This is a genomic window from Mycobacterium colombiense (genome assembly GCF_001665835.1).
Lineage (GTDB): Bacteria > Actinomycetota > Actinomycetes > Mycobacteriales > Mycobacteriaceae > Mycobacterium > Mycobacterium colombiense_A.
Map to the genome: position 1 here is coordinate 39,116 of NZ_LZSX01000099.1, position 25,137 is coordinate 64,252.

General features: G+C 69.3%; 23 protein-coding genes. 15 read left to right on the plus strand and 8 right to left on the minus strand.

Going from position 1 to position 25,137, the window contains the following annotated elements:
• Positions 1-91 precede the first annotated feature (91 nt).
• Positions 92-406, minus strand: coding sequence for a hypothetical protein (locus tag A5760_RS26850; RefSeq protein WP_155764455.1), 315 nt, complete (start codon positions 404-406; stop codon positions 92-94).
• A 406-nt stretch (positions 407-812) separates the two neighbouring features.
• Between A5760_RS26850 and A5760_RS26855 the strand changes: the two genes are divergently transcribed.
• The 3 genes from A5760_RS26855 (at position 813) to A5760_RS24290 (ending at position 2,692) form a co-directional block, all read left to right on the plus strand.
• Entirely contained in the window at positions 813-1,091 is a 279-nt protein-coding gene (locus A5760_RS26855; RefSeq protein WP_231122733.1) for a hypothetical protein, read from the plus strand.
• A gap of 80 nt (positions 1,092-1,171) precedes the next feature.
• Positions 1,172-1,609 (plus strand): nitroreductase family deazaflavin-dependent oxidoreductase, encoded by a 438-nt coding sequence (locus tag A5760_RS24285; protein ID WP_064885594.1) that lies wholly within the window; start codon positions 1,172-1,174, stop codon positions 1,607-1,609.
• A gap of 3 nt (positions 1,610-1,612) precedes the next feature.
• On the plus strand, positions 1,613-2,692 hold the full coding sequence (locus tag A5760_RS24290; RefSeq protein WP_064885596.1) for an FUSC family protein: 1,080 nt from the start codon (positions 1,613-1,615) through the stop codon (positions 2,690-2,692).
• A 5-nt stretch (positions 2,693-2,697) separates the two neighbouring features.
• On the opposite strand, the gene A5760_RS24295 is transcribed toward A5760_RS24290, so the two are convergent.
• The gene (locus A5760_RS24295; RefSeq protein ID WP_064885598.1) at positions 2,698-3,087 is read right to left on the minus strand and encodes an MmcQ/YjbR family DNA-binding protein; all 390 of its coding nucleotides are present in this window, start codon (positions 3,085-3,087) and stop codon (positions 2,698-2,700) included.
• Between the two features lie 98 nt (positions 3,088-3,185).
• Here A5760_RS24295 and A5760_RS24300 point away from each other — a divergent pair, with 98 nt between their 5' ends.
• From A5760_RS24300 to A5760_RS24310, 3 genes are read left to right on the plus strand one after another with little or no spacing between them, the layout of a single operon-like run.
• Positions 3,186-4,157 (plus strand): transglutaminase family protein, encoded by a 972-nt coding sequence (locus A5760_RS24300; RefSeq protein ID WP_064885600.1) that lies wholly within the window; start codon positions 3,186-3,188, stop codon positions 4,155-4,157.
• Entirely contained in the window at positions 4,150-5,205 is a 1,056-nt protein-coding gene (locus tag A5760_RS24305; protein ID WP_064885602.1) for a zinc-binding metallopeptidase family protein, read from the plus strand. The genes A5760_RS24300 and A5760_RS24305 overlap by 8 nt, the downstream gene beginning before the upstream one ends.
• A 45-nt stretch (positions 5,206-5,250) precedes the next feature.
• Positions 5,251-5,931: a DUF6629 family protein gene (locus tag A5760_RS24310; protein ID WP_064885604.1), complete on the plus strand. Its 681-nt coding sequence runs from the start codon at positions 5,251-5,253 to the stop codon at positions 5,929-5,931.
• Positions 5,932-5,942: 11 nt separating this feature from the next.
• On the opposite strand, the gene A5760_RS24315 is transcribed toward A5760_RS24310, so the two are convergent.
• The 3 genes from A5760_RS24315 to A5760_RS24325 all read right to left on the minus strand — a co-directional run bounded on the left by A5760_RS24315 (position 5,943) and on the right by A5760_RS24325 (position 12,950).
• Positions 5,943-8,558, minus strand: a complete 2,616-nt coding sequence (locus A5760_RS24315; RefSeq protein ID WP_155764464.1) for a circularly permuted type 2 ATP-grasp protein — start codon at positions 8,556-8,558, stop codon at positions 5,943-5,945.
• A gap of 53 nt (positions 8,559-8,611) precedes the next feature.
• A complete protein-coding gene (locus A5760_RS24320; protein WP_064885608.1) occupies positions 8,612-11,941 on the minus strand; it encodes a DUF2126 domain-containing protein in 3,330 nt (1,109 codons plus the stop codon).
• A 91-nt stretch (positions 11,942-12,032) separates the two neighbouring features.
• Positions 12,033-12,950, minus strand: a complete 918-nt coding sequence (locus tag A5760_RS24325; RefSeq protein WP_064885610.1) for a hypothetical protein — start codon at positions 12,948-12,950, stop codon at positions 12,033-12,035.
• A gap of 155 nt (positions 12,951-13,105) precedes the next feature.
• On the opposite strand from A5760_RS24325, the gene A5760_RS24330 reads away from it, so the two are divergent.
• Both A5760_RS24330 and A5760_RS24335 read left to right on the plus strand, forming a co-directional pair.
• Complete coding sequence (locus tag A5760_RS24330; RefSeq protein ID WP_064885612.1) at positions 13,106-14,464, plus strand: replication-associated recombination protein A; 1,359 nt, start codon at positions 13,106-13,108, stop codon at positions 14,462-14,464.
• A complete protein-coding gene (locus A5760_RS24335; RefSeq protein WP_064885614.1) occupies positions 14,461-14,796 on the plus strand; it encodes a hypothetical protein in 336 nt (111 codons plus the stop codon). The genes A5760_RS24330 and A5760_RS24335 overlap by 4 nt, the downstream gene beginning before the upstream one ends.
• Before the next feature lie 22 nt (positions 14,797-14,818).
• Here A5760_RS24335 and A5760_RS24340 read toward each other — a convergent pair whose 3' ends face one another.
• Together A5760_RS24340 and A5760_RS24345 are read right to left on the minus strand one after the other, a co-directional pair.
• The gene (locus A5760_RS24340; RefSeq protein ID WP_064885616.1) at positions 14,819-15,442 is read right to left on the minus strand and encodes a hypothetical protein; all 624 of its coding nucleotides are present in this window, start codon (positions 15,440-15,442) and stop codon (positions 14,819-14,821) included.
• Between the two features lie 153 nt (positions 15,443-15,595).
• Positions 15,596-16,216: an antibiotic biosynthesis monooxygenase gene (locus tag A5760_RS24345; protein ID WP_082279606.1), complete on the minus strand. Its 621-nt coding sequence runs from the start codon at positions 16,214-16,216 to the stop codon at positions 15,596-15,598.
• Between the two features lie 159 nt (positions 16,217-16,375).
• On the opposite strand from A5760_RS24345, the gene A5760_RS24350 reads away from it, so the two are divergent.
• The 6 genes from A5760_RS24350 (at position 16,376) to A5760_RS24375 (ending at position 22,610) form a co-directional block, all read left to right on the plus strand.
• Entirely contained in the window at positions 16,376-16,765 is a 390-nt protein-coding gene (locus A5760_RS24350) for a secondary thiamine-phosphate synthase enzyme YjbQ (protein WP_170880053.1), read from the plus strand.
• A 130-nt stretch (positions 16,766-16,895) separates the two neighbouring features.
• On the plus strand, positions 16,896-19,598 hold the full coding sequence (alaS, locus tag A5760_RS24355) for an alanine--tRNA ligase (RefSeq protein WP_064885623.1): 2,703 nt from the start codon (positions 16,896-16,898) through the stop codon (positions 19,596-19,598).
• Positions 19,599-20,117, plus strand: coding sequence for a Holliday junction resolvase RuvX (gene ruvX / locus A5760_RS24360; protein ID WP_064885625.1), 519 nt, complete (start codon positions 19,599-19,601; stop codon positions 20,115-20,117). It begins immediately after the preceding gene.
• Positions 20,110-21,357 carry an endolytic transglycosylase MltG gene (gene mltG / locus A5760_RS24365; protein WP_064885627.1) on the plus strand — a complete coding sequence of 416 codons (1,248 nt, stop codon included), beginning with the start codon at positions 20,110-20,112 and terminating at the stop codon, positions 21,355-21,357. The genes ruvX and mltG overlap by 8 nt, the downstream gene beginning before the upstream one ends.
• Positions 21,332-22,171, plus strand: a complete 840-nt coding sequence (locus A5760_RS24370) for a shikimate dehydrogenase (RefSeq protein WP_064885629.1) — start codon at positions 21,332-21,334, stop codon at positions 22,169-22,171. The genes mltG and A5760_RS24370 overlap by 26 nt, the downstream gene beginning before the upstream one ends.
• Before the next feature lie 10 nt (positions 22,172-22,181).
• Entirely contained in the window at positions 22,182-22,610 is a 429-nt protein-coding gene (locus tag A5760_RS24375; RefSeq protein ID WP_064885631.1) for a prepilin peptidase, read from the plus strand.
• A 5-nt stretch (positions 22,611-22,615) separates the two neighbouring features.
• Here A5760_RS24375 and A5760_RS24380 read toward each other — a convergent pair whose 3' ends face one another.
• Entirely contained in the window at positions 22,616-23,689 is a 1,074-nt protein-coding gene (locus tag A5760_RS24380) for an LLM class flavin-dependent oxidoreductase (protein ID WP_064885633.1), read from the minus strand.
• 212 nt (positions 23,690-23,901) lie between these two features.
• Here A5760_RS24380 and A5760_RS24385 point away from each other — a divergent pair, with 212 nt between their 5' ends.
• The gene (locus A5760_RS24385; protein ID WP_064885636.1) at positions 23,902-25,110 is read left to right on the plus strand and encodes an acyl-CoA dehydrogenase; all 1,209 of its coding nucleotides are present in this window, start codon (positions 23,902-23,904) and stop codon (positions 25,108-25,110) included.
• Positions 25,111-25,137 lie beyond the last annotated feature (27 nt).

Genomic DNA, 25,137 nt, shown 5'->3' on the forward strand with positions numbered 1-25,137 from the left:
CCATCGGCTGCCCGGCCGCTTACGGGAGGTCGATCTTTGGACGGATCGGCGGGCCGACCCGTCGATGACATTCACAGCGCATCCGCCCCGGCTAGTACGACGATGGATCGGGCAGTACGGCGCCGGGCGAGTACGGCATCGCAGGAGTCTGCCCCGGCAACACCGTGTTCGGATAGCCGGGAAGCAGGGGGTTTGTGCTGGAACCACTGCCGGGAAACCAGCCATTCAACAAAGAACCGAGCTCACCGAAGATCGTGTTCGCGATGTTCACAGCCGTGGTGGGGTCAAGCCCGGCAGGGGCGGGAACGGCCACTGGATCGTCGACAAGCAAAGGTTGCTGCGGAGCCGCCTCAGCGATCCCGCTGCTAAAACCAATTGCGCCAATTGCCGCCATCGTGAGCGCCATACCCAGCGTCCCTCGGGTCCGTGGCCTTCGAGCATTCGACATCGCAAACATGTTCCGGGACAACGGGATACTCCTCAAACTCCGCTGAAGCACCGAGTGCTTTCAGACACTCAAGTCACCCGGGTAACACTGCGCGTCAAGAATCACAATCGAAACACGACACGATCACGGATCGGACTCTATAGATTTGCTTACTAATGTTGGAATTTGCTTACTAACCTTGGAATTCGCTTATTCTGGGTGACCTAACGGCCGGGAAGTCGGTGCGTGCGATACGCGTCGGAGTCGATGGTGTCGATGTCGCCCATGCGCGGGGTTGCCCGCTGCACCGGTGGTTCGCGGATGACGAGGCTGCCGCCTGCGGGTCCTGGGTAACGTCGATGCGGTACAAGCCGACTTAAGTTCCATGATGATGAAGAGGCGGCTGATTGTGGCGGGTTTTTGCTTTGCGTTCATCGTCACCGTCGCAGCGGGTCCAGTAGTGGCTATCGTCGCTTGCGCGGGGCTGTTGATCGTCTTACAAGCGGAGGCACGCGGACATGCGGCGTGGCGAGGCGATGTAGCAGAAGCCGAGACAGCAAAAGCCGAGACAGAAGCCAAGGCGGCGGTGGCAGAAGCGGTAATTGCAGAAGCCGAGGCAGTGATAGCAGCGGCTCGGTTACGCCTAGGAAGGAGTCCGGAATAGACGCCAAGCGCGAGAAGGTTGACAGGGCATGACGCGCGCTGGCGACGATGCAGAGCGCAGCGATGAGGAGGAGCGGCGCCATGACTGAGGAACAGCGCCTCGACCCGGCATTCGTCAACGATTTCAACGAGAAGATCATCGCGGAGTTCCGCGCCAACGACGGCAAGGTCGGCGGCCAGTTCGCCAACGCCGACCTGCTGTTGCTGCACACCACCGGCGCCAAATCCGGCCAGCCCCGGGTATCGCCGCTGGCCTACTTCCGCATCGACGGCAAGCTGATCATCATCGGCTCCTTCGCCGGCGCCCCGGTCAGCCCGGCCTGGGTGCACAACTTGCGGGCCAATCCGCACGCGCGCGTCGAGATCGGCACCGACTCGTTCGACGTCGCCGCGCACGAGCTGCCCGCCGACGAGCGGGCCGCGCTGTTCGACAAAGTCACCGCCGTCGCGCCCGGCTTCGCCGAGTACCAGGCCAAGACCACCCGGGTCATTCCGCTCTTCGAGTTAAGCCGAACCTAGGCGGTGGGCGCTTCGCGGCGGGCAGGGCCATCGCTGGTTCTCGCCGCCGCGCGCGCGGGCAGCAAGCGGCTGCGGGTGGTGTGGTTCAACCTGGTGCAGACCGCGGTGGCCGCGGGCCTGTCCTGGTACCTGGCCCATGATGTCCTGGACCACCCGCAGCCGTTCTTCGCGCCGATCGCGGCCGCCGTGTCGTTGTCGACCAGCAACGTGCTGCGCGCGCAACGCGCCATTCAGATGATGATCGGGGTGACCCTGGGGATCGCGGTGGGCTCGCTGGTGCAGGGCCTGCTCGGTCCCGGCGAGATGCCCATCGCGGTCGCCGCGCTGGTGGCGCTGGGCGCCGCGGTGTTCATCGGGGGCGGCTTCATCGGTCACGGCATGATGTTCGCCAACCAGACCGTGGTGTCGGCGATCCTGGTGCTGGCCCTCTACCACGGCGGCGTCGGGCTGGAACGCATCTTCGACGCGCTGATCGGCGGTGCGGTGGCCATCGTCTTCGCCGTCCTGCTGTTTCCCGCCGACCCGCTGACGGTGCTGCGCGATGCCCGCGTCGGTGTGCTCGGGGTGCTGCGCGATGTCCTGTCCCGGGCCGCGGACGTCGCCGTCGGCCGCAAGGAACCGCCGCCGGACTGGCCGCTGACGGCCGTCGACCGGGTGCACGAACAGCTCAGCGGGCTGCTCGAGGCGCGCACCACCGCGCGCCACGTCGTCACCATCGCGCCGCGGCGATGGGGCTTGCGGACCACGATCCGGGCCGCCGACCACCAGGCCGTGCACGTGGCCCTCCTGGCCGGCTCGGTGCTGCAACTGGCCCGCGCCGTCTCGCCCGGCCCCGATCCCACCTCGGACGGCGGCCGCGAACGCCTTTCCGAGCCGGTGCCTACCGTGCTGGTGGTGCTGGCCGCCGCGACCGCGCTCGCCGACACCGATCCCGCCGGCGCCTGCGCGTACGCGGCCTCGGCGCGTCATCACGCCGCGGAACTGCAATCCGGCGCGCGCGAGAAGACGCAGGTGATCCTCGCCGACGTCGTCAGCGCCTGCGTCGACGACCTGCAACGGGTCATCGATCTTCGGCACGTCTGAGCGCTTCAGCGTGAGTCGGCCAGGAACTCCTGAACCAACTTCCGCGGCGCCTGGGTCAGCCACGCCTCGGTGATCAGGTCCTCGAGATCACGCACCGAAATCTCGGCCAGGTTGACCAGCACCGCGGGATAGCCATCGAAATGCGGTGTGGTGAAGTAAGTCCCGGGCTCGTCGTCGATCAGCGCGAACTTGACGCCCTCGTCGGACACCCGAACGCCGAGGATGTCGCCCTGCGGCGGGTGGGGGCCGTCGCGCTCCAGCGCCTCGCGCTCGGAGGGCCGCAGCGGCCGCTCCCAGGCCAGCAATTTCTTGCCGACCCGCCAGTCGTGCGGTGACGGCTCGGAGGTGAGTGCCAGCTCACCAACGATGCGGGCGACGTCGCCCCACGTGGCCACAACACGATTGTGCTCCCGTTTTGGCGGGAATGCCGTCGGATCGGCAAACGGTACGCGAGGGGGCGTCCCGCGCACCACACGCAGTCGTCCGGCATGTGATGAGATCAGCGGTGAGGAGGAGGAAGCGCTTGCCAGCAGAACCAGGCGAACCGGGGACCGGGGTCGCACGCCGCCACCGGGTAACCCACCGCACCGAGTACCGCTACTCCGACGTCGTGACCAGCTCTTATGGCCGCGGATTTCTCACCCCGCGCGACTCGCTGCGGCAGCGCTGTGTCGCGCATCGGCTGATCATCGACCCCGCCCCCGCCGACAGCTCCACCAGCGAGGACAGCTACGGCAACATCAGCTCCTATTTCCACGTGACCGAACCGCACGGGGTGCTGAAGGTGACCAGCGACTCGATCGTCGACGTCTATCCGCCCGGCCCGGATCTCTACACCGGCGGGCCGGCGGCGCAGCCGTGGGAGGCGGCCCGGCCCGTCGGGCCCGGTGCAGCGCTGGCGACCGAGTTCACCCTCGACCTCAATCCGCCGGAGATCACCGACGACGTCCGCGACTACGCGGCGCCCAGCTTCACCCCGGGGCGCCCGCTGATTGAGGTCTTGGGCGATCTGACGTCGCGCATCTTCACCGATTTCACCTACCGGTCGGGGTCGACGACGATTTCCACCGGGGTCAATGAGGTTCTGGCCGCCCGCGAAGGGGTATGTCAAGACTTTGCCAGGCTGGCGATCGCCTGCCTGCGAGCCAACGGGTTGGCGGCCAGTTACGTATCCGGGTACCTGGCCACCGATCCGCCACCCGGAAAGGATCGGATGATCGGCATCGACGCCACCCACGCCTGGGCGGCGGTGTGGACTCCGCAACAGCCCGGCCAATTCGAGTGGCTGGGGCTCGATCCCACCAACGACCAGATGGTCGACGAGCGCTACATCGTCGTCGGCCGAGGCCGCGACTACGCGGACGTTCCGCCGCTGCGGGGCATCATCTACACCAACTCGGAGCACAGCGTGATCGACGTCGCCGTCGACGTGGTGCCCTACGAAGGTGAAGTGCTGCATGCGTGACTTCACCTGCCCCAACTGCGGCCAGCGCCTGACCTTCGAGAACTCCACCTGCTTGAATTGCGGCAGCGCGCTGGGGTTTTCGCTCGACCAGATGGCGCTGCTGGTGATCTCGGAGGACGACGCCACCGAGCACGCGGGCTTCGTCCACGCCGGCGAGTATCAGCTGTGCGCCAACCTGCTGCTCGCCGAATGCAATTGGCTGGTCCCGGTCAACTACCCCCGGCTGCTGTGCCCCTCGTGCGCGCTGACGACTGAGCGGCCCAACGACGCCGACACCGTCGGGATGGCCGAGTTCGCCCGCGCCGAGGCGGCCAAGCGCAGGTTGATCACCGAGCTGCACGAGCTGAAGCTGCCGATCGTCGGACGGGACAAGGATCCCGACTACGGGCTGGCGTTTCGGTTGCTGTCCAGCGCGCACGAGAAGGTGACGACCGGACACGAAAACGGGGTCATCACCATCGATTTGGCCGAGGGCGACGACGCGCACCGTGAGCAGCTGCGCGTCGAGATGGACGAGCCCTACCGGACCGTGCTGGGGCACTTCCGCCACGAGATCGGGCATTACTACTACTACCGGCTGATCGCGCCGTTCAGCGACTACGTGCAGCGGTTCAACGAGCTGTTCGGTGACCACGAAGCCGACTATCAGCAGGCGCTCGACCGCCACTACAGGGAGGGCGCTCCCGAGGGCTGGCAGGAGGACTTCGTTTCGTCCTATGCCACCATGCATCCCGCCGAGGACTGGGCCGAGACGTTCGCCCACTACCTGCACATTCGCGACACGCTGGACACCTCGGCGTGGTGCGGACTGGCGCCGGCGTCGGCCACGTTCGACCGGCCCGCGTTGGGCCCCAGCGCTTTTCAGACGATCATCGACATGTGGCTGCCGTTGTCGTGGTCGCTGAACATGGTGAACCGGTCAATGGGCCACGACGACCTGTACCCGTTCGTGCTGCCGGTCGCGGTGCTGGGGAAGATGAAGTTCATCCACACCGTGGTCGACGACGTGACCTCGGAGTCCCGCGGTCGCGCCTCGGTAGCCGGCTGAGTTTCGGCCTCGATTGGCAGCGGCGCAAACGGGAATACTGCGGCGGTGTGCTTCTCGATCACGGCGGACCTGGTCGTGGGCACCGCTCTGGTGCCGGTCGCGGTGGCGACCCTGCGTGAGGTGAAGCACTGGCGCGAAGTGCCATTCGCTCTGTTGCCGACGGTCTTCGCGGTCCACCAGTTCATCGAGGCGGCCGTGTGGCCCAACGGCGTTGTCTCCCCGGGGATGGCCAACGTGGCGATGCGTGCGTATGTCTTCATCGCCCTGCCGCTGCTTCCCGCGCTGGTGCCCTGGGCGATCTTGATGCTGGAACCGCGCGGTGCCCGGCTGCGGGTGGCGCCGTTCGCGGTGCTCGGCACCGTCGTGTCGGTTTATCTGGCCGTCGTCGTGCTCACCGAACCGGTCACGGTGACGAAGGGTCCCCACGCGCTGCAGTACCAGACCGGCGTCAGCGACGGCTACGTGTGGGCGGCGCTCTACGTCATCGCCGTCATCGGGCCGGCGTTGATGTCGGGCTATCGCTCGATTGTGGTGTTCGGGTTGGCGAACCTGGTGGGGCTGACCGTGGTCGCGATCGTCTACACGCAGGCGTTCGCGTCGCTGTGGTGCATCTACGCCGCCGCGCTGTCGGTCCTGGCGCTGGTGCACATGGTGCGGCGCCGGCGACTGCCCGATCCACACCGCTTACACGGCGTCGCCGAGGACCGGGCGACATCGAACGCGTGAAGCTCGGCCGGCTAGGCCGGCATCACCCGTCGTTCGTCCGGGCCCCAAATCGGTTGCATGCCACCGGGCAGCGCCAGCTGGGTGGTGGTGATGACCTCGGCCAGGTTGCGCAGCTCGACATGGACCGCAGCGAGCAGCTCGGCTAGCTCCGCACGCCGGCCGTCGCCGCCGACCCGTTCGAGCTCGGCGGGATGGGACCGCCGCAGCAGGGTGCCGATCTCGTCCACCAGCCGTTCGGGGCGCGAAGACCCCGACGAGCCGGGCAGGTCCCTGAGATTGATCCGCAGCCGCTCCAACTGGTACAGCAGCGACCGCGGGTTCTGCGCATCGAACAGCATCAGCTCGGCCATGGCGGCCACGCTGATCTTGCCCACCGTGCGGCGCCGGTAGATGACCGAGGACTCGCACGCCACCAGGGTGGACTCGATGACGGTCTGTTCGGCCGCGGCGCCGCGGCGGACAGTCAGGGTGGCCTGCAGCAACGCCGTCAGCCACAGCCCGCGTTCGATCCGTTTGCCGATGTCCATCATCGTCCAGCCGACGTCGCGCACCATCGACTCGTTGGCCACCCCCGACAGGGTCAGCATGCCGGCCAGCGTCTGGGTCTGGGCCCCGGTGAGCAGGGCGTCGGCCTCGGAAAGTGAGTCCGGCGGTTCGCTTTCCAGTGCCAGTGCGCGCTCGACCGCGGCCAGTACCATCCAGGTGTCGTTCGACATCTGATCGCGCACCGCCCGCGCGGCCAGTGCCAAACCCTCCACCGATTGCACCAGGGAGCCGGCCCGGTGCGGGTCGACGGTGAGCGACCACAGCGTGGAGGGGGCGATCGCGATCATCTCGGCGTGGTCGCCGTCGCTGTCGGCCGCGATGTCGGTTCCGGTGATGCGGCCCAGCGTGGTCATCAGCACCGGCACGCATTCGCTTTCCTCGCTGTGCTGGTGGTGGCGGTAGACGTGGAACCGGTCGCGGGTGACGATCAGCAGCCGCGCCATGCTTTCGGCGCGCTCGCCGTAGCGGCCGATCCAGAACAGGTCGGACAGCACACGCGGGGAGCTGATGCCCCAGGTGCCCGCGGCCGTCTTCGCCGGCGGCTCCGGCGTCGGCAGGCTGATCGCCTCGGCGTGGGCCCGCTCGGTGGGTCGCACCCAGACATCCTTTGCCGCAATGGTTTTCAGTGTATATGCGGCGGATCCGGGTGCCAGCACATAGCCGATGCCGCCGATCATCGGCGCGTAGCCGCCGCGCTGGGCAACGGTGAACAACCGGATGCCGACGCCCGCCGACGACAGCACGCCGGCGTGGTCGGTGGGCGCGGACGAGAATTGTGGCAGTTCCTGGCCGATCCACTGCCACGGGGTCTGCTCGATTCGGGCCGCCAACCGTGTCAGCTGCTGAGCCGAAAGCGTGGGCCCGACAAGGGTTTTCTCGCCGACGGTGGACTTCACCAATAACGACGACAGGTTCGCCACCAGGTGTGAGCGTTCACTGGCGATGCCGCCCCAGTAGACCTGGGCGGTGGGCAGCTGCAGCGTCTCCGACAGCAGATGCTCGGCCATCGCGGGCAGGAAACGCAGCAGCCCAGGGTTTTCCAGAATTCCGCTGCCCAGCGTGTTGACCACGGTCACCGTCCCGCGGTGCTGGGCCTCCACCAAACCGGCCACCCCGAGGCGGGAGTCGGCGCGCAGATCCAGCGGGTCCGTGTAGTCGGCGTCGACCCGGCGCAGCACGACGTCGACGCGCTTCAGCGTGCCCAACGAGCGCATCCACAACATGCCCTCGCGCACCACCAGGTCGGCGCATTCCACCATCGGAAAACCCAGCAGGGTGGCCAGATAGGCCTGGTCGAACGCGGTCTCGGAATAGATACCCGGAGACAGCACCACCACGACCGGGTCCCGGGCGTCATCGGGTGCCGCGTCGATCAGCGCCAGCCGCAGCGCCTGGGCGAACGGCGTCGTCGGTCGTGGCGCGATGCGCTCGTAGAGCTCGGGAATCGAGTGCGCGACGACGCGTCGGTCGGCCAGCGCGTACCCGGCCCCCGAGGGCGCCTGGGTGCGGTCGCCATTGACGACGAAGGTGCCGTCCGGACGCCGGCTGACATCGCAGGCGTACATGAAAAGCTGGTGGCGGCCCGGGATTTCGATGCCGTTGGCCGCGCGCACATACCCGGGGTGGCCGAACAGCAGCTCCGGGGGCAGGACGCCCTCGGTGAGCAGGCTGCGCGGACCGTACAGGTCGGCCAGCACGGCGTCGAGCACCCGCGATCGTTGCAGCAGGCCGGCCTCGAGCACCTCCCAGTCGGCCGCGGACAGCACGATGGGCAGGGTGTCCAGCTGCCAGGGCCGGGGCTCCTGGCCGCGACCGCCGGGCTCGACGTCGGTGTAGGTGATGCCGTCGTTGTCGATGAGGTCGCGCACCACCGAACGCAGCCGGTCCAACCCGGCGCGACCCCGCTCCGCGATGGCGTCGGCCAGCTCGGCCCACCCCGGGCGCACATTGCCGTCTTGGTCGACGAACTCGTCATAGCCGCTTGCCGGGCCGTGCCGCAGATCGAAGAGCGCTTCCTGGGCCCGCGCGGCGCGGTATCCGGCCAGCAGGCGATCGGCGTCGTAGCGCGCGGTGCCGGCCATCGAGCCGGACCCAGCCGGTGCACCGGTGCCGAATGTCATGTCCGCAAACGCCATTACTGCGCAACGGTACGCACGCGGCGCAGGTCGAGGATGCCCGGCGCGCCGACATCGGTGAAGATCCGGGCCTGCTTCTCCCGGATGCCCGACAGGTCGAGTTTGCCGGGGGTGAAGCCGGTCGCCTCGAAGCGGCGGCCGCGGCGTGCCTCGGCCTCCACGGCGTTGACCGGGGGCGTGTCGTAGGCCCGCCCGCCGGGGTGGGCGACGTGATAGGTGCAGCCCCCGCGCGACGTGCCGGTGGTGAGGTCGATCAGCTCGAACCGCAACGGCCCGTCGGCCGAGATCGTGGAGTGCAGCGCGCTGGGCGGCTGCCAGGCCTTGAACCGCACCCCGCCCACGTGGATGTCGGGATTGTCGGTGGCCAGCAGCGGCACCGGATAGCCGTTGACCGTCAACACATAACGGTGGCGGTCGGCCCCGATGATGCGGACCTGGATGCGCTCGACCGAGGAGTCAACATAGCGCGCGGTGCCCGCGGCGGTGGACTCCTCGCCCAGCGTGGTCCACGGCTCGATGGCCCCGCGCAGTTCGATCTCCACGCCGTCGAACACCGCCGTCCCGATGCGCGGGAACCGGAACTCGGTGAACGGATCCAGCCAGCTGGTCTCGAACGCGATGCCGTGCGCGCGCAGGTCCGCGGCGACGTCGGCGATGTCATGAATCAGAAAGTGCGGCAACAGATATCGGCCGTGCAGGTTGGCGCCGTGGCGGATCAGCGGCGCGCGCAGCGGCTCGTCCCAGAACCACGCGACCAAAGAGCGCACCAACAGCGACTGCACCATTGCCATCCTCAGGTGCGGGGGCATCTCGAAGCCGCGCAGCTCCAGCAGGCCGAGCCGGCCGCGGGCGCTGTCGGGGCTGTACAGCTTGTCGATGCAAAACTCGGCGCGGTGGGTGTTGCCGGTGATGTCGGTGAGCAGGTGACGCAGCGCGCGGTCGATCACCCACGGCTTGGTGGCGCCACCGCCGCCCAGCCGGGCGATCTCGGCGAACGCGATCTCGAGCTCGTAGAGGGCCTCGGCGCGGCCCTCGTCCACCCGCGGCGCCTGCGAGGTGGTGCCCACGAACCGGCCGGCGAACAGGTAGGACAGCGACGGGTGGCGCTGCCAGTACGTCAGCAGCGACACCAGCAGGTCGGGGCGGCGCAGCAGCGGCGAGTCCGCGGGCGTCACGCCGCCCAGGGTGATGTGGTTGCCGCCGCCGGTGCCGCCGTGCGTGCCGTCCACGTCGAAGGACTCGGTGGACAGGCGGGCCAGCCGGGCCTGCGCGTACAGCGTTTCCAGCTGCTGGTTCTGTTCGGCGAAGCTGGCGGTGGGTGCGACGTTGACCTCGATGACCCCCGGGTCCGGGGTGATGGTGGTCGAGCGCAGCCGCGGGTCCGGCGGGGGATCGTAACCCTCGATCACCACCGGGCAGTCGGCCTTCGCCGCCGCCGCCTCGATCCGGCCGATGAGATCGACGTAGTGCTCCAGCGCCTCGGTGGGCGGCAGGAAGACGAAGACCAGCCCGTCCCGAACCTCGGTGACCAGCGCGGTAGGCGGCGCCCCGTCGGCGTCGACCACTACTGCGCTCGCGGTGGCCTTCGCCGCCAGCTCGGGTCCTACTGACAGGGGATCGGCATCGAACGACGGGCGCGGCGGTTTCCAGCTGACCGAATCCAGCGGCAGCCGCAGCCCCGCCGGAGAATCCCCCGGCAGCAACACGATACGTCCGCGGCGCAGCCGCCAGTCGGCGCTGGCCCACCCGAGGTCATCGTCGCGCCGGTGCAGTGGCAGCACGAATGCCGCCGGGGCCTTGATCGATTCGTCCAGGCGGGCCAACAGCGCCGCGCGGCCCGCGGGGGAGTCGGCTTCCAGGTCGTCGGCGGGGTCCACCGGAACCCCTTCGGGCTCACTGACTTTGGCGGCCAGTCGATGCAGCGGGTCCTCGTAGGCCGGCCGCATCTGCGAGGCCGGCAGTCCCAGGCCGTCGGCGATCCCGGCGAGCACCCGGGCGGCCGCTTCGCCGTCGACGCGGCGTTGCGCCCGGCCGCTCCAGGGGTCGGCCAGCAGCGTCTCGTCGGTCCACAGCGGACGCCCGTCGGTGCGCCAATGCAGCGCAATCTGCCAGCGGGGCAACGGTTCTCCAGGATACCAGCGGCCCTGCCCGCGCTGGATCACGCCGCCCGGCGCCCACACGGATTTCAGGCGGGCGGCCAGATCGGAGGCGCGCCGCCGCTTGTGCGGGCCGTCGGCGGCCGTCGTCCATTCCTTGGTAACCGGGTTGTCCACCGCCACGAAGGTCGGCTCGCCGCCGATGGTCAGCCGGACGTCGGCCGCGGCCAGCCGCTCGTCGACGCGCCGGCCGACGTCGTGGATGGTCCGCCACGCGTCGTCGGTGTACGGCAGTGTGACGCGCGGATCTTCGTGCACCCGGGTGACGGTGTTGGAGAACTCCAGCGTCGAGGCGCAGGGTTCGGTGCCCCCGCTGATCGGTGCCGCCGACGTCGGGTGCGGCGTGGCCGCCAGCGGGATGTGGCCCTCGCCCGCGAACAGGCCGGACGTCGGATCGAGGCCGATCCAGCCCGCCCCCGGGATGTACACCTCGGTCCAGGCGTGCAGGTCGGTGAAGTCGGCGACGGGTCCCGAGGGCCCGTCGAGCGCCTCTATATCCGACGCCAGCTGCACCAGGTAACCGGACACGAAGCGGGCGGCCAGCCCCAGCTGGCGCAGGATCGACACCAGCAGCCAGGCCGAATCGCGGCACGAGCCGACCCCGGCCCGCAGCGTGTAATCCGGCGTCTGCACACCGGGTTCCATCCGCAGGCTGTAGGCGACGTCGGCGTTGATCGCACGGTTGAGCTCGACCAGCATGTCGATGGTGCGAGTGCCGTCGCGCACCGAGAAATCGTTCAGCCAGGCCCGCACCAGCTCGCCCGGGCCCGAGCCGTCGCCCTCTTCGTCGACCGGCCGCAGGTAGGGCTCCAGGTCTTCGGCCAGTTCTCTGGGGTAGGTCAGCCCGGCGCGTCCGTTGGCGGGGGCCCACCGTTCGGCCCAGTCCTCGATGAAGAAGTCGAACGGGTTGATCACCTTGAGGTCGGCGATCAACCCGACGGTGATGCTCAGTTGTTGCATCGGAGTCGGAAATACCAGCCGGGCAAGGAAATTGCCCACCGCGTCCTGCTGCCAGTTGATGAAGTGTTCGTCGGGCTCGATGCGCAGCGAGTACGCCTCGATGGGCGTGCGGGTGTGGGGCGCCGGGCGCAGCCGCACGATGTGCGGATACACCCGGACCAGCCGGTCAAAGGTGTAGCTGGTGCGGTGCTCCAGCGCAACTTTGATGCTCATAATCGCTGATCCCATCACACGCGCGGACACGGCGCAGCGCGCCGCGATTGCGGCTTACCGCGCCGTAATACGGAGAAACCTGCGCGCAGCGTCAGGCCGGTGCGTGTCCCGGTGGTGTGCCCGGCGGCGGGCCGGCCTCGTATCCCGCCTGCTGCGGCGCTGCGACCTGGCCACCGGAAAACTTGCGATACGCGTAGATCCCGACCAGAGCGGCGACCGGGACGGCCACCAACACGCCGACCCCACAGGCCAGGAAACCCACCACCACGGCGGCGACCTCGACCAGCCACACCAGCAGGGCGTTGCCGAAGTTCGACGTGACGGTGGAGAAGCTGGAGGTGAGCGCCTTGATGGGCTGCTCGGACCGATCGATCGCGTACGGGATGGTGAACTGGGCAAAGATCCCCAGGATCAGGCCGGGCAGGAAGCACAGCACCGACGCGATCGAGGTGAGAATCCCGACCAGCAGCGCCGCCAGAAAAACCATGCCGAAGTTGCGCGGCTTGAAGAAGGACCCGATGGTCACCGGGCGACCGTCGGCCAGATCCAGGCAGCCGGACAGGAACGCGGACTGGGCGAACGCCCCCACGAGGTAGGCGACGAGGTAGCCGAGGATCAGCAGCGCCATCCCGCCGCCGTTGAGGTTCGCGGAAAAGGTGAAGTCGTCGTCGGAGTCGCTCGCCGTGCTGCCCATGTTCTGGCTCAGGCCGATCAGGGTGGAGGCGATGGCAAACAGCACCGCATACACGAGGGCCGGAACAATAAGTGCCACAGCATTTTTGGTGAACGTGTTCCAGGCCCAGCCGAACGCGTCCCCGATGCTGAACGCGGGCGGGCCACCGTAGCCGGGTGGCGGTCCGTAGCCGGGAGGGGGCGCGCCATATCCCGGGGGCGGTCCGTACCCCGGAGGAGGCGGTGGGGGTGCGCCGTAGCCCGGCGGCGGGTAGCCGGGAGGGTTGCTGCCCTGGGGATCTGCCGGGATGCCCGGATACTCGGGAGGTTGGCTCATGTCCGTCCTTGCTGTCGGATTTCCTCGTGTGGCGAAGTTTCCTAGGAGGGAACGCGCGCGGAACTGGCAAACCGGAACTTAGCAAAGATGCGGCCGGGGCGCGCGGATTGCCGGCCCGCACGCCTGGGCCGGCGCGGGTGTCCGCCCGCCGTGGTATGCCTGAAACCGTGTCCGACGGTCTGTTTGACCTCCCCGGTGCGCCGCAGCCGACCGATCACGGGCTGGGCGTGTCGGGCGGTGCACCCCTGGCGGTCCGGATGCGCCCGGCATCGCTGGACGAGGTGGTCGGTCAGGACCATCTGCTGGCGCCCGGATCTCCGCTGCGCCGGCTGGTCGAGGGCTCGGGCGTGGCGTCGGCCATCCTGTACGGGCCGCCCGGCAGCGGCAAGACGACGCTTGCCGCGCTGATCTCGCAGGCGACCGGCCGCCGGTTCGAGGCGCTGTCGGCCCTGTCGGCCGGAGTCAAAGACGTCCGGGCGGTGATCGACACCGCGCGCCGGGCGCTGCTGTCCGGCGAGCAGACGGTGCTGTTCATCGACGAGGTGCACAGGTTCTCCAAGACCCAGCAGGACGCGCTGTTGTCCGCCGTGGAGAACCGGGTGGTGCTGCTGGTGGCTGCGACCACGGAGAATCCGTCGTTCTCGGTGGTGGCGCCGCTGCTGTCGCGCTCGCTGATCCTGCACTTGCGGCCGCTTAGCGCCGACGACATCCGCGCCGTGGTGCAGCGCGCGATCGACGACCCGCGCGGGCTGGGCGGCCAGATCGCGGTCGCGCCCGATGCCGTCGACCTGCTGGTGCGCCTGGCCGCGGGCGACGCTCGGCGCGCGCTGACGGCGCTGGAGGTCGCCGCCGAGGCGGTCGAGCCCGGCGGCGAGCTGACCGTCGCGGCCGTCGAGCAGTCCCTCGACGAGGCCGCGGTGCGCTACGACCGTGACGGCGACCAGCACTACGACGTCATCAGCGCCTTCATCAAGTCGGTGCGCGGCTCGGACGTGGACGCCGCGCTGCACTACCTGGCCCGCATGCTCGTCGCCGGCGAGGACCCACGGTTTGTCGCGCGCCGGCTGATGATCCTGGCCAGCGAGGACATCGGCATGGCCGACCCGAACGCGCTGCAGGTCGCGGTGGCGGCCGCGCAGACGGTGGCGCTGATCGGCATGCCCGAGGCGCAGCTCACCCTCGCGCACTGCACGATTTATCTGGCCACCGCGCCGAAGTCGAACGCCGTCACCACCGCGCTGGCCGCGGCGATGGCCGACATCAAGGCCGGCAAAGCCGGACTGGTTCCGCCCCATCTGCGCGACGGGCACTATTCGGGTGCGGCGGGGCTGGGCAACGCGCAGGGCTACAAGTATTCCCACGACCACCCGGACGGGGTTGTCGCACAACAATATCCGCCGGACGAGCTGGCAGGGGTCGACTACTACCGGCCCACCGGCCGCGGCGGTGAACGCGAAATGTCCGGGCGGCTGGACCGGCTGCGCGCGATCATCCGCAAGAGTGGACGGGCATGAAGATCTTCACCGACGAGGAGATGGGCGCTCTGCTGCCCACCGCCCAGCCCTACAGCGTGGTGATCCTCGAGAAGGGACCGAAGTACGGCGACGAGGCAACGCCGGGCATCGTCTGGGAGCACGGCCGGCGCAATTTCGGGCTGCGCGACGACGGAGTGCTCCCGGTGGTGCTGCCGGTCATCGACGAATCCGACGTGTGCGGCATCGGGGTGTTCGCGGCGACGGTCGACGAGACCACGGCGATCATGGCCGACGACCCGGGTGTGGCGGCGGGCGTCTTCACCTACCGGGTGCACCCGTGCCGCGGATTCCCCGGGGACGCGCTGCCCTGAGCCGGCCCCGATTGCCGCGACGCTAGACCAGCTCGGGCACCCGCAGGTGGGCGATCGCCAGCTCGAACTCGCCCACGTCGATCACCTCGGCGCCCAGCTCGCGCACGCGCCGGCTGCGCAGCTCGCTGGCGCGGTCGCGGTTGCGGGCCATCGCCTCCATCGAGTCGAACGTGGAGCAGCTGACGGCGCGGCGGCAGGCCGGGTGGTCGACCATCAGGCTGGCGCTGCAGAACCCGTCGAGGTCTTGCATCTCGGGCAGCACCGCCATCCGGTAGAAGTCCAGCGACCGGCCGAGCTGATCCGGCACCACCTTGAGCCAGGTGGCGCGCACGCAGGCGCCGGAGCGGGACGGATGGTCACGGTGCAGCAACGGGATGTCCCATTCCTCGACCCGCGCGCTGCCGTCGAACATCAGCGCGGCCCGGTCGCGGATGGGTGCGACCCGCTCGGCGCTGCCGCGCATCGCCTCCATGGTTTCCCACGAGCTGGTGGCGATGCAGGTGCCCGATTGCCGGTCGACCAGCAGCGACAGTCCGACACACCCGTCGATCTCGGTGAGCGCGGGCATGACGACATCGCGAACGTGCGCAATGCCGATGTCGACCGACAGGGGTTGCGCCTGGATGGTGGTGGAGCGTGCGTACACGGTCGGCCCCTTCTATGTCGGGGCGGCGCCCCGGTGGCGCCACCGGTCCCACCCGCTACCTTCCTCCTGCCGGATACTCGCCGCAATGCCTTCCGGGCGCGGATCGTCGGCCGGCGGAACGCCTGGTTCAGCCGGTCTACCGCCGCACCTCGATCAGACCAGCTCGGGCACGCGGAGGTGCGCTAGCGCCAGCTCGAACTCGCATTCATCGAGTTCCTCGGCGCGCGCCTCTTGCATCGAGGAGTCCTTTAGCGCGGTTGCCTGGTCCCTGTTCCGCTCCATCGCCTCGATGCTGTCGAACGTCGCGGAGGACACGCCACGCCCTGAGGCACGGTCGATCAGGAGGCTCGCACTGCAGAACCCGTCGAGACCCTCGAGCTGGGGCAGGACGGACGACTTGTAGTACTCGATGCCCTGGTCCATAGTTTCGGGCGGCACCTTGACCCAAGTCGCACGCACGCCCGCACCGTCGGGCGCGCGGTGGTCGCGGTGCAGCACCGCGATCTCCCACTGCTCGACGTCCGCCGTGCCGCCGAACATCTCCGACGCCCGATCACGGATCGGCGTCACGGTGTCACCGCTGGCGCGCATGGACTCGTCGCTCTCCCAGGCGCTGGTGGCGATGCACCGGCCCGAGCGACGGTCGACCAAAAGGGATACTCCGACGCACCCCGGCATACCTTGCAGCGCGGGCATGGCCTCATCGCGAACATGCGCAATTCCGGCGTCGATGGACGAGGGTTGCGCCTGGATTGTGGTAGAGCGTGCGTACACGATCCACCCCCTCTTTGTTCGGGGCAGCGCCCCGGTGGCGCCACCGGTCATGAACTACCTTCCTCCTGCCCGTTGGCACCCGCAATGGTGTGGCAGCACTCACAATTGGTTGGCCGGTCATGTCGCCCGCGCCGTAGGCTTGGCCGGATGCATACCGATGTGTTGGACGTGGACACCTCGCGCCGCCGCATCGTCGATCTCACCGAGGCGGTGCGCGGATTCTGCTGGTCGCGCGGGGACGGCCTGTGCAACGTGTTCGTCCCGCACGCCACGGCGGGCGTGGCCATCATCGAGACGGGGGCCGGTTCCGACGACGACCTGGTCGACACGCTGGAACGGCTGCTGCCGCGCGACGATCGGTACCGGCATTCGCACGGCTCCGCGGGCCACGGCGCCGACCACGTGATGCCGGCGCTCGTCGCCCCGTCGGTGACGGTTCCGGTGTCGGCCGGTGAGCCGATGCTGGGGACGTGGCAGAGCATCGTCCTGGTCGACCTGAACCGGGACAACCCGCAACGCTCCGTCCGGCTGAGCTTTCTGGAGGGTTAGCGGCCCGGTGCCCGGCGCGCGGGGGCAGGTACTGTGAGCGGTCGAAATGCGTCGTGAGACGGGCTTGCCATGCCTCGGCGAATAGGCTGGGAATGAGACGTCGAAGTAACGGAAAGAAGCGGACTCGAAAGTGCAGACACACGAGATCAGGAAGCGGTTTCTTGATCATTTCGTGAAGGCGGGCCACACCGAGGTGCCGAGCGCATCGGTGATCCTCGACGACCCCAACCTGCTGTTCGTCAACGCGGGCATGGTCCAGTTCGTGCCCTACTTCCTGGGCGCGCGCACCCCCGAATACTCGACCGCCACCAGCATCCAGAAGTGCATCCGCACCCCCGATATCGACGAGGTCGGTATCACCACGCGGCACAACACGTTCTTTCAGATGGCCGGTAACTTCTCGTTCGGCGACTATTTCAAGCGTCGCGCCATCGAGCTGGCCTGGACCCTGCTGACCAACGGTGTCGAGCAGGGCGGTTACGGCCTGGATCCCGAACGCATCTGGACGACGGTCTTTTTCGACGACGACGAGGCCGTGCAGCTGTGGCAGGAGATCGCCGGGCTGCCCGAGGATCGCATCCAGCGCCGCGGCATGGAGGACAACTACTGGTCGATGGGCATCCCCGGCCCGTGCGGCCCGTCCTCGGAGATCTACTACGACCGCGGGCCGGAGTTCGGCGTCGAGGGCGGCCCGATCGCCAACGAGGACCGCTACATCGAGATCTGGAATCTCGTGTTCATGCAGAACGAACGGGGCGAAGGCACCGGCAAGGCCGACTTCGAGATCCTGGGGCCGTTGCCCCGCAAGAACATTGACACCGGCATGGGGGTGGAGCGGGTCGCCTTCATCCTGCAGGGCGTGCACAACGTCTACGAGACCGACCTGCTGCGGCCCGTCATCGACACCGCGGCAGCGCGGGCACCCCGCGGGTATGACGTCGGCAACCACGACGACGACGTGCGCTACCGGGTCATCGCCGATCACAGCCGCACCGCGGCCATTCTGATCGGCGACGGCGTCACGCCCGGCAACGACGGCCGCGGCTATGTGCTGCGCCGGCTGCTGCGCCGGGTGATCCGCTCGGCCAGGCTGCTCGACATCGAGGGGCCCATCGTCGGTGACCTGATGGCCACCGTGCGTGACGCGATGGGCCCGTCGTATCCCGAGCTGGTCGACGACTTCGATCGGATCCGGCGGATCGCCGTCGCCGAGGAGACCGCGTTCAATCGCACGTTGGCGGCGGGCTCGAAGCTGTTCGACGAGGTGGCCGGCACCACCAAAGCCTCTGGTGCGAAAGCGATCTCGGGTTCGGATGCCTTCACCCTGCACGACACCTACGGGTTCCCGATCGAGCTCACGCTGGAGATGGCGTCCGAGGCCGGGCTGCACGTGGACGAGGTCGGCTTCCGGGAGCTGATGGCCGAGCAGCGTCGCCGCGCCAAGGCCGACGCCGCCGCACGCAAGCACGCGCACGCCGACCTGACCGCCTACCGGGAGCTGGTCGACGCCGGGCCCACCGAGTTCACCGGCTTCGACGAATTGACTTCCGAGGCAAAGATTCTGGGTATCTTCGTGGACGGCAAGCGGGTTCCGGTTGTCACCCACGGGGCCGAGGGGGCCGACCGGGTCGAGCTGGTGCTGGATCGCACGCCGTTGTACGCGGAGGCCGGCGGCCAGATCGCGGACGAGGGCACCATCAGCGGAACGGGCGCCGGACAGAGCGCCCGCGCCGCGGTAACCGACGTGCAGAAGATCGCCAAAACCCTGTGGGTGCACCGGGTCAACGTCGAGTCGGGTGAATTCGTGGAGGGCGACACCGTCGTTGCGGCCGTCGACCCGCGGTGGCGCCGGGGCGCCACCCAGGGGCACTCGGGCACCCACATGGTGCATGCGGCGCTGCGACAGGTGTTGGGGCCCAACGCCGTTCAGGCTGGGTCGCTGAACCGGCCGGGCTATCTGCGGTTCGACTTCAACTGGCAGGGGCCGCTGTCCGAAGAGCAGCGCACCCAGGTCGAAGAGGTGACGAACCAGGCCGTGCAGGCCGACTTCGAGGTGCACACGTTCACCGAGCAGCTGGAGAAGGCCAAGGCGATGGGCGCGATGGCCATGTTCGGCGAGGCCTACCCGGACGAGGTCCGGGTGGTGGAGATCGGTGGCCCGTTCTCGCTGGAGCTCTGCGGCGGGACGCACGTGCACAACTCGGCGCAGATCGGACCGGTGACCATCCTGGGCGAATCCTCGGTCGGTTCCGGGGTGCGCCGGGTGGAGGCCTACGTCGGGCTGGAGTCGTTCCGGCACCTGGCCAAGGAACGCGCGCTCATGGCGGGGCTGGCGTCGTCGCTGAAGGTGCCCTCCGACGAGGTGCCCGCCCGGGTGGCCAACCTGGTGGAGCGGCTCAAGGCGGCGGAGAAGGAACTCGAACGCGCCCGGCTGGCCGGCGCGCGGGCCGCCGCGACCAACGCCGCGGCCGGCGCGGAGCGTATCGGTAACGTGCGGGTGGTGGCGCAGCGGATGTCGGGCGGGATGACCGCGGCCGATCTGCGCTCCCTGGTCGGCGACATCCGCGGCAAGCTGGGCAGCGATCCCGCGGTGGTCGCGCTGATCGCCGAGGGCGAGGGCGGGTCGGTGCCGTATGCGGTCGCCGCCAACCCGGCCGCCCAGGATCTCGGGCTTCGCGCCAACGATCTGGTCAAACAGCTCGCCGCGAGCGTCGACGGCCGCGGGGGCGGCAAGGCGGACCTGGCGCAGGGTTCCGGCAAGGATCCGGCGCGCATCGACGCAGCGCTCGACGCGGTACGTTCCGAGATCGCCGTGATAGCGCGGGTCGACTGAGTGGTCTCGGCACAGCACCGCTTGCCTGACCGGCCCGGCGATCCCCAACAGGACCCTGGACGGGGACGGCGGCTCGGCATCGACGTGGGCAGCGTCCGCATCGGCGTGGCCTGCAGTGACCCCGACGCCATCCTGGCCACCCCGGTCGAGACCGTCCGCCGCGACCGCAACGGCAAACACCTGCGGCGGCTGGCCGCGCTGGCCGCCGAACTCGAGGCCGTCGAGGTGGTCGTCGGACTGCCGCGCACGCTGGCCGATCGCACCGGCCCGTCGGCGATCGACGCGATCGAGGTGGCCGACAAACTGGCGGAAGTGCTGGCCCGCCGAGTTCCTCCCACTCCGGTGCGGCTGGCCGACGAGCGGCTGACCACCGTGGCCGCGCAGCGTTCGCTGCGCGCTGCCGGGGTGCGGGCCAAGGAACAGCGTGCGGTGATCGATCAGGCGGCGGCGGTGGCGATCCTGCAGAGTTGGCTGGATCAGCGCCGCGCGGCGGTGGCGGGGGAGCTCAGCGATGGTTGACAGCGCACGGCGGGAACGGGCCGAGCCCGAGGCGGTGGGTGCGCCGTCGGGGCGCAGGTCGAGCCGCGTCTCCCGAAAACAGGCCAAGCGGGGTCGTCGGCGGCGGTTCGCCGGCAAGATCGCGCTCGCGCTGCTCGTTGTGGTGGTGCTCGTGGGTGTCGTCGTCGGCGGCAAGCTGTGGCACATCCTGTTCGGACCCGACAACGACTTCAGCGGTGGCGGCAAGCGGGACCTGGTGATCCAGGTCCAGGCCGGCGACTCGACCACCAACATCGGCGAGACCCTGCAAAAAGAGCAGGTGGTCAAGACGGTGCGGGCGTTCGTCAACGCCGCGCACGGCAACAGCGCCATCAACTCGATCCAGCCCGGCTTCTACCGGATGCGCACCGAAATCCCGGCGGCCAACGCCGTCGCGCGGCTGACCGACCCGAAGAGCCGGGTGGGCCGGCTGGTCATCCCGGAGGGCCGTCAGCTCGACGACACCACCGACATGAAGACCAACGTGGTGACGCCGGGGATCCTGACGCTGATCTCGCGTGCCACCTGCGTGGATTTCGACGGCGACACGCGCTGCGTCCGGGTCGACGACCTGCGCGCGGCCGCAACCAACAGTTCTGCGTTGGCATTGGCGGTGCCGCCGTGGGCCACCGAACCGGTCGGTGAGCTCGGCAAGGACCACCGCCGGATCGAGGGCCTGATCGCGCCGGGCACCTTCAACATCGATCCGTCCGCGTCGCCGGAGAGCATCCTGGCCACCCTGATCGGCGCCGGCGGCGAGGAGTACGTGAAGTCGGGGCTGGTGGACACCGCCCAGGCCATGGGCCTGTCGCCCTACGACATCCTGGTGGTGGCGTCGCTGGTGCAGCAGGAATCCAACTCCCAGGACTTCGCCAAGGTCGCGCAGGTCATCTACAACCGCCTGCACGCCCACCACACGCTCGAGTTCGACTCGACGGTCAACTATCCGCTGGACCGCCGCGAGGTGGCCACCAGCGACGCCGACCGGGCCCAGAAGACGCCGTGGAACACCTACGTGTCGCAGGGCCTGCCGGCCGCCGCCATCTGTTCGCCCGGCACCGACGCGCTGCGCGCCGCCGAGCACCCGCAGCCCGGTGACTGGCTGTACTTCGTCACCATCGACGCCCAGGGCACGACGCTGTTCACTCGCGACTATCAACAACATCTGGCCAACATCGAGCTGGCTAAGCGCAACGGTGTCCTCGACAGCACGCCCCGCTAGCGCGGGCCCCCGCAGGGCGGCCGTGCTCGGCAAGCCGATCGCCCACTCGAAGTCCCCGCTATTGCACCTGGCCGCCTATCGTGCGCTGGGCCTGGCCGACTGGACGTACGAGCGCATCGAATGCGACGCCGAGCAGCTGCCCGGCGTGGTCGGCGGGTTCGGCCCCGAATGGGTCGGGGTATCGGTGACGATGCCGGGCAAGTTCGCCGCCCTGCGATTCGCCGACGAGCGCACCGACCGGGCGCAGCGGGTGGGATCGGCCAACACCCTGGTGCGCACGCCCGCGGGCTGGCGGGCCGACAACACCGACATCGACGGGGTGACGGGGGCGCTCGCGTCAACAGGGCGGACCTCGGGATGGGCGCTCGTCTGTGGATCGGGCGGCACCGCGCCGGCCGCCGTCGCCGGCCTGGCCCAGCTGGGCGTCGCCGGCGTCACCGTGCTGGCCCGCAACCCCGACAAGGCGGCCCGGCTGGTGGATCTGGGCAACGAGCTGGGCATGCCGACCCGGTTCTGCGACCTGGACGGCGACGGGCTGGCCGCCGAGGTGGCGGGCGCCGAGGTGCTGGTCAGCACCATCCCAGCGGAGGTGGCCGAACGCTACGCGGGCACCTTCGCACGCATCGGTGTGCTGCTGGACGCCGTGTACGACCCGTGGCCCACGCCGCTGGCCGCCGCGGTGGGCGCCGCCGGCGGGCGGGTGGTCAGCGGCCTGCAGATGCTGCTGCACCAGGCTTTCGCGCAGGTGGAACAGTTCACCGGGCGGCCCGCGCCGCGCGAGGCCATGACTTGCGCGGTGGCCGCACCGGAATAGCCTGCCGCGCATGCGGATTGCGGTCGCGTGCCTGGTGCTGGCCTGGTTGGCGGCGTTGAGTTGCTACGACGTTCGCGAACGACGCCTGCCCAACGCGCTGACGCTGACCGGGGCCGCGGCGATCCTGGCGGTCGCGACGCTGGCCGGGCGCGGCCCGGCGGCGCTGGCCGGAACCCTGGCCCTGACCGCTATCTACCTGGCGGTGCACTGCGCGGCACCGGGCGGAATGGGCGCCGGTGACGTCAAGCTGGCCCTGGGTCTGGGCGCCCTGACCGGTTGCTTCGGCGTCGGCGTGTGGTTTCTGGCGGCGCTGGGCGCGCCGCTGCTGACCGCGGCGCTCGGGGTGGTCTGTACGCCGCGGCGCACCGGTGCCACGGTGCCGCACGGGCCGTCGATGTGTCTGGCCAGCGCGGCGGGGGTGGGGCTGACGCTGTTCTGACGCCCTCAGTTCGGGACGGCGGTGGGGCGCAGCAGCGGCAGCAGCTGGTCGCCGAGCCTGACCGTCTCCGACTTGTACGGGGTGTCCGACAGCACGAAATGGCTGACACCGAGCTCGGTGTAGTTGCGCAGCGCGTCGGCGACTTCGACGGCCGAGCCGACCAGCCAGGTCGTCCCGGCGCCCTCACCGCCGTACTTGCTCGGCGTCGTATACAGGCAGGAATCGACCACCTCTCCGCGCCCGGCCAGGTCGTTGAGCCGCCGCTGCCCCTCGGACCCGGCCGGGTCGTGCAGCAGCAGCATGGTCGGCGTGCCGGCCAGCTTGGCGACCTTCGCCTCGGCGTCGCGCCAGGCCTGCTCGGAAGTGTCGCGCACCAGCGTTGTCACCCGAAGCCCGAATTCCAGCGGCGCGTGCTCGCGACCGAGCTTGTCGGACAACGACTTCAGCCTGTCGATGCGCTCGGCGATCCCGTCCAGTGACTCTCCCCAGAACAATTGGACATCGGCGTCGGTCGCGGCGACCTGCTCGGCGGCCGCCGATGCTCCGCCGAAATAGAGCTTGGGGTACCGGCCGTCGGCCGCACCGAGCGGGCGCGGTTGCAACGTCGAGTGTTCGACGCCGAAGAACTCGCCACGGAAGGTGACGTCGTCCTCGCTCCACAACCGGCGAACCAGCCGGATGAATTCGCGGGTGCGGTCGTAGCGGCGGCCCTTGTCGACCTCGGGGTCGCCGTACGCGGCCAGATCATCGGCGCCGCTGACGACGTTGATCAGCAGCCGGCCCTGGTTGAGTCGATCCAGGGTTGCCGCCGCACTGGCGAAATGCGCCGGATGCCAATAACCGGGGCGCACCGCCACCAGCGGGGCGAAGTTGGTGGTGCGGGCGGCGATCGCGGTCGCGACGGTGAAGGTGTCCGGCCGTCCCCAGCCGGTGCCGATCAGCGCGCCTTCCCAGCCGTGTTGCTCGGCGCGCAGCGCCAGGTCGACCGAATAGTCCAAACTTCCCCAGCCGTCGACGGTGTCGTCGCCTCGATGCCCCGGCTCGACGGTATTCGGTATGTACCAGAGAAATTGACCCACCAGGCAACATGGTGGCACATCACCGCGGTGGCATGTCCGGGCTTCGCGGCTTATCGCGTGGTCACCGCAGGAATCAGCACGGATGAAAGTCCACCCGAGGGCGAAAAATTCAGGTCGCAGGAAACCGTTGCCGCCAGCGTCGCATCCTGACAGCCTTTCGGGCTGATCGTCGTGTGTGCGACATCGATTCGCCCAGAAAGGCTTTGACTCCCATGCCCGTTGGATCCCACGAGCACCCGGCAGCAGACCCGGCGGCGATCGACGGGGTGCTCGCCGACATCGCCGCCGACTATCGCCAGCGGCTGGCCGCCGGCGGAACCGAGCCGCCTCTGCGCGGCCTCAAACTCGTCCGGGACCAGCGGTGGGGCGCGGTGCGATTGGCCCGCGAGCACGGCGGCGCCGGCTACTCGGTGCCGCAATTCTTCGACCACCTCATCGCGCTCGCCGCGGCCGATCCCGACCTGGCCCACATCCTGCGGATCCACTACGCGCTGGTCGAGGAGCTGCAGGTCGCGCCGCGGCGACCGGGCAGCGACCGGTGGATCGCGGTGGTCGCCGAGGGCGGGCTGATCGGCGGCGCCAACGCCGAAAAGAGCCAGAAGTCGGTGGGCGGCAACGACCGTGACACCCGGCTGGTGTCGAGCGGGGACGGGCTGCGGCTGCGTGGCCGCAAGTTCTACAGCACCGGCGCACAGTTCTCCGACTATCTGCGCATCACCGCGCAGGACGACGACAACACCCCGACCGCGGTGGTGATCCCGGTGGACCGGGCCGGCGTCGAGCACCTCGACGACTGGGACGGCATTGGCCAGCGCCAAACGGGCAGCGGCACAACGATATTCCACGACGTCGCGGTCGCGCCCGACGAAGTCTTCCCGCTGGCCGACACCATCGGGGTGAACCGCGCCCGCGGTGCGCTGATGCAGCTGTTCCTGCACGCCATCGCCGCCGGCATACTGCGGGCCCTGACCGCGGACGCCGCGGCGCTGTTGCGTGGGCGGGCACGCACCTACACCTTTGCCAGCGTCGGGGAGCCAACCGCGGATCCGCAGCTGCTGCAGATCGTCGGCGAGATCGACGCGGTGGCCTACGCCGCGCAGGCACTGGTGCACAGCGCGGCGGCCGAACTCGCTCCCGCGCTTCAGGCGGCGCGTGACACCGGGATCGATCCCGAGCTGGAAACCCGGTCGTCGATCGCCGCCGCGCGCGTCAAGGTTGCGATCCAGGAGCCCGCGCTGCGGGCCGCGTCGCGCGTCTTCGACGTCGGCGGCGCGTCGGCCGTGCAGGCGTCGGCGCTGTTGGACCGGCACTGGCGCAACCTGCGGACGCTGTTCTCGCACAACCCGACCGTCTACAAGGCGCGGGTGCTGGGCGATGTCGCCGTGAACGGCGCGGAGCTGCCCGACACCAGCTTCTTCTGACGCAGCGCTCGGATTTAAGTCCACGCC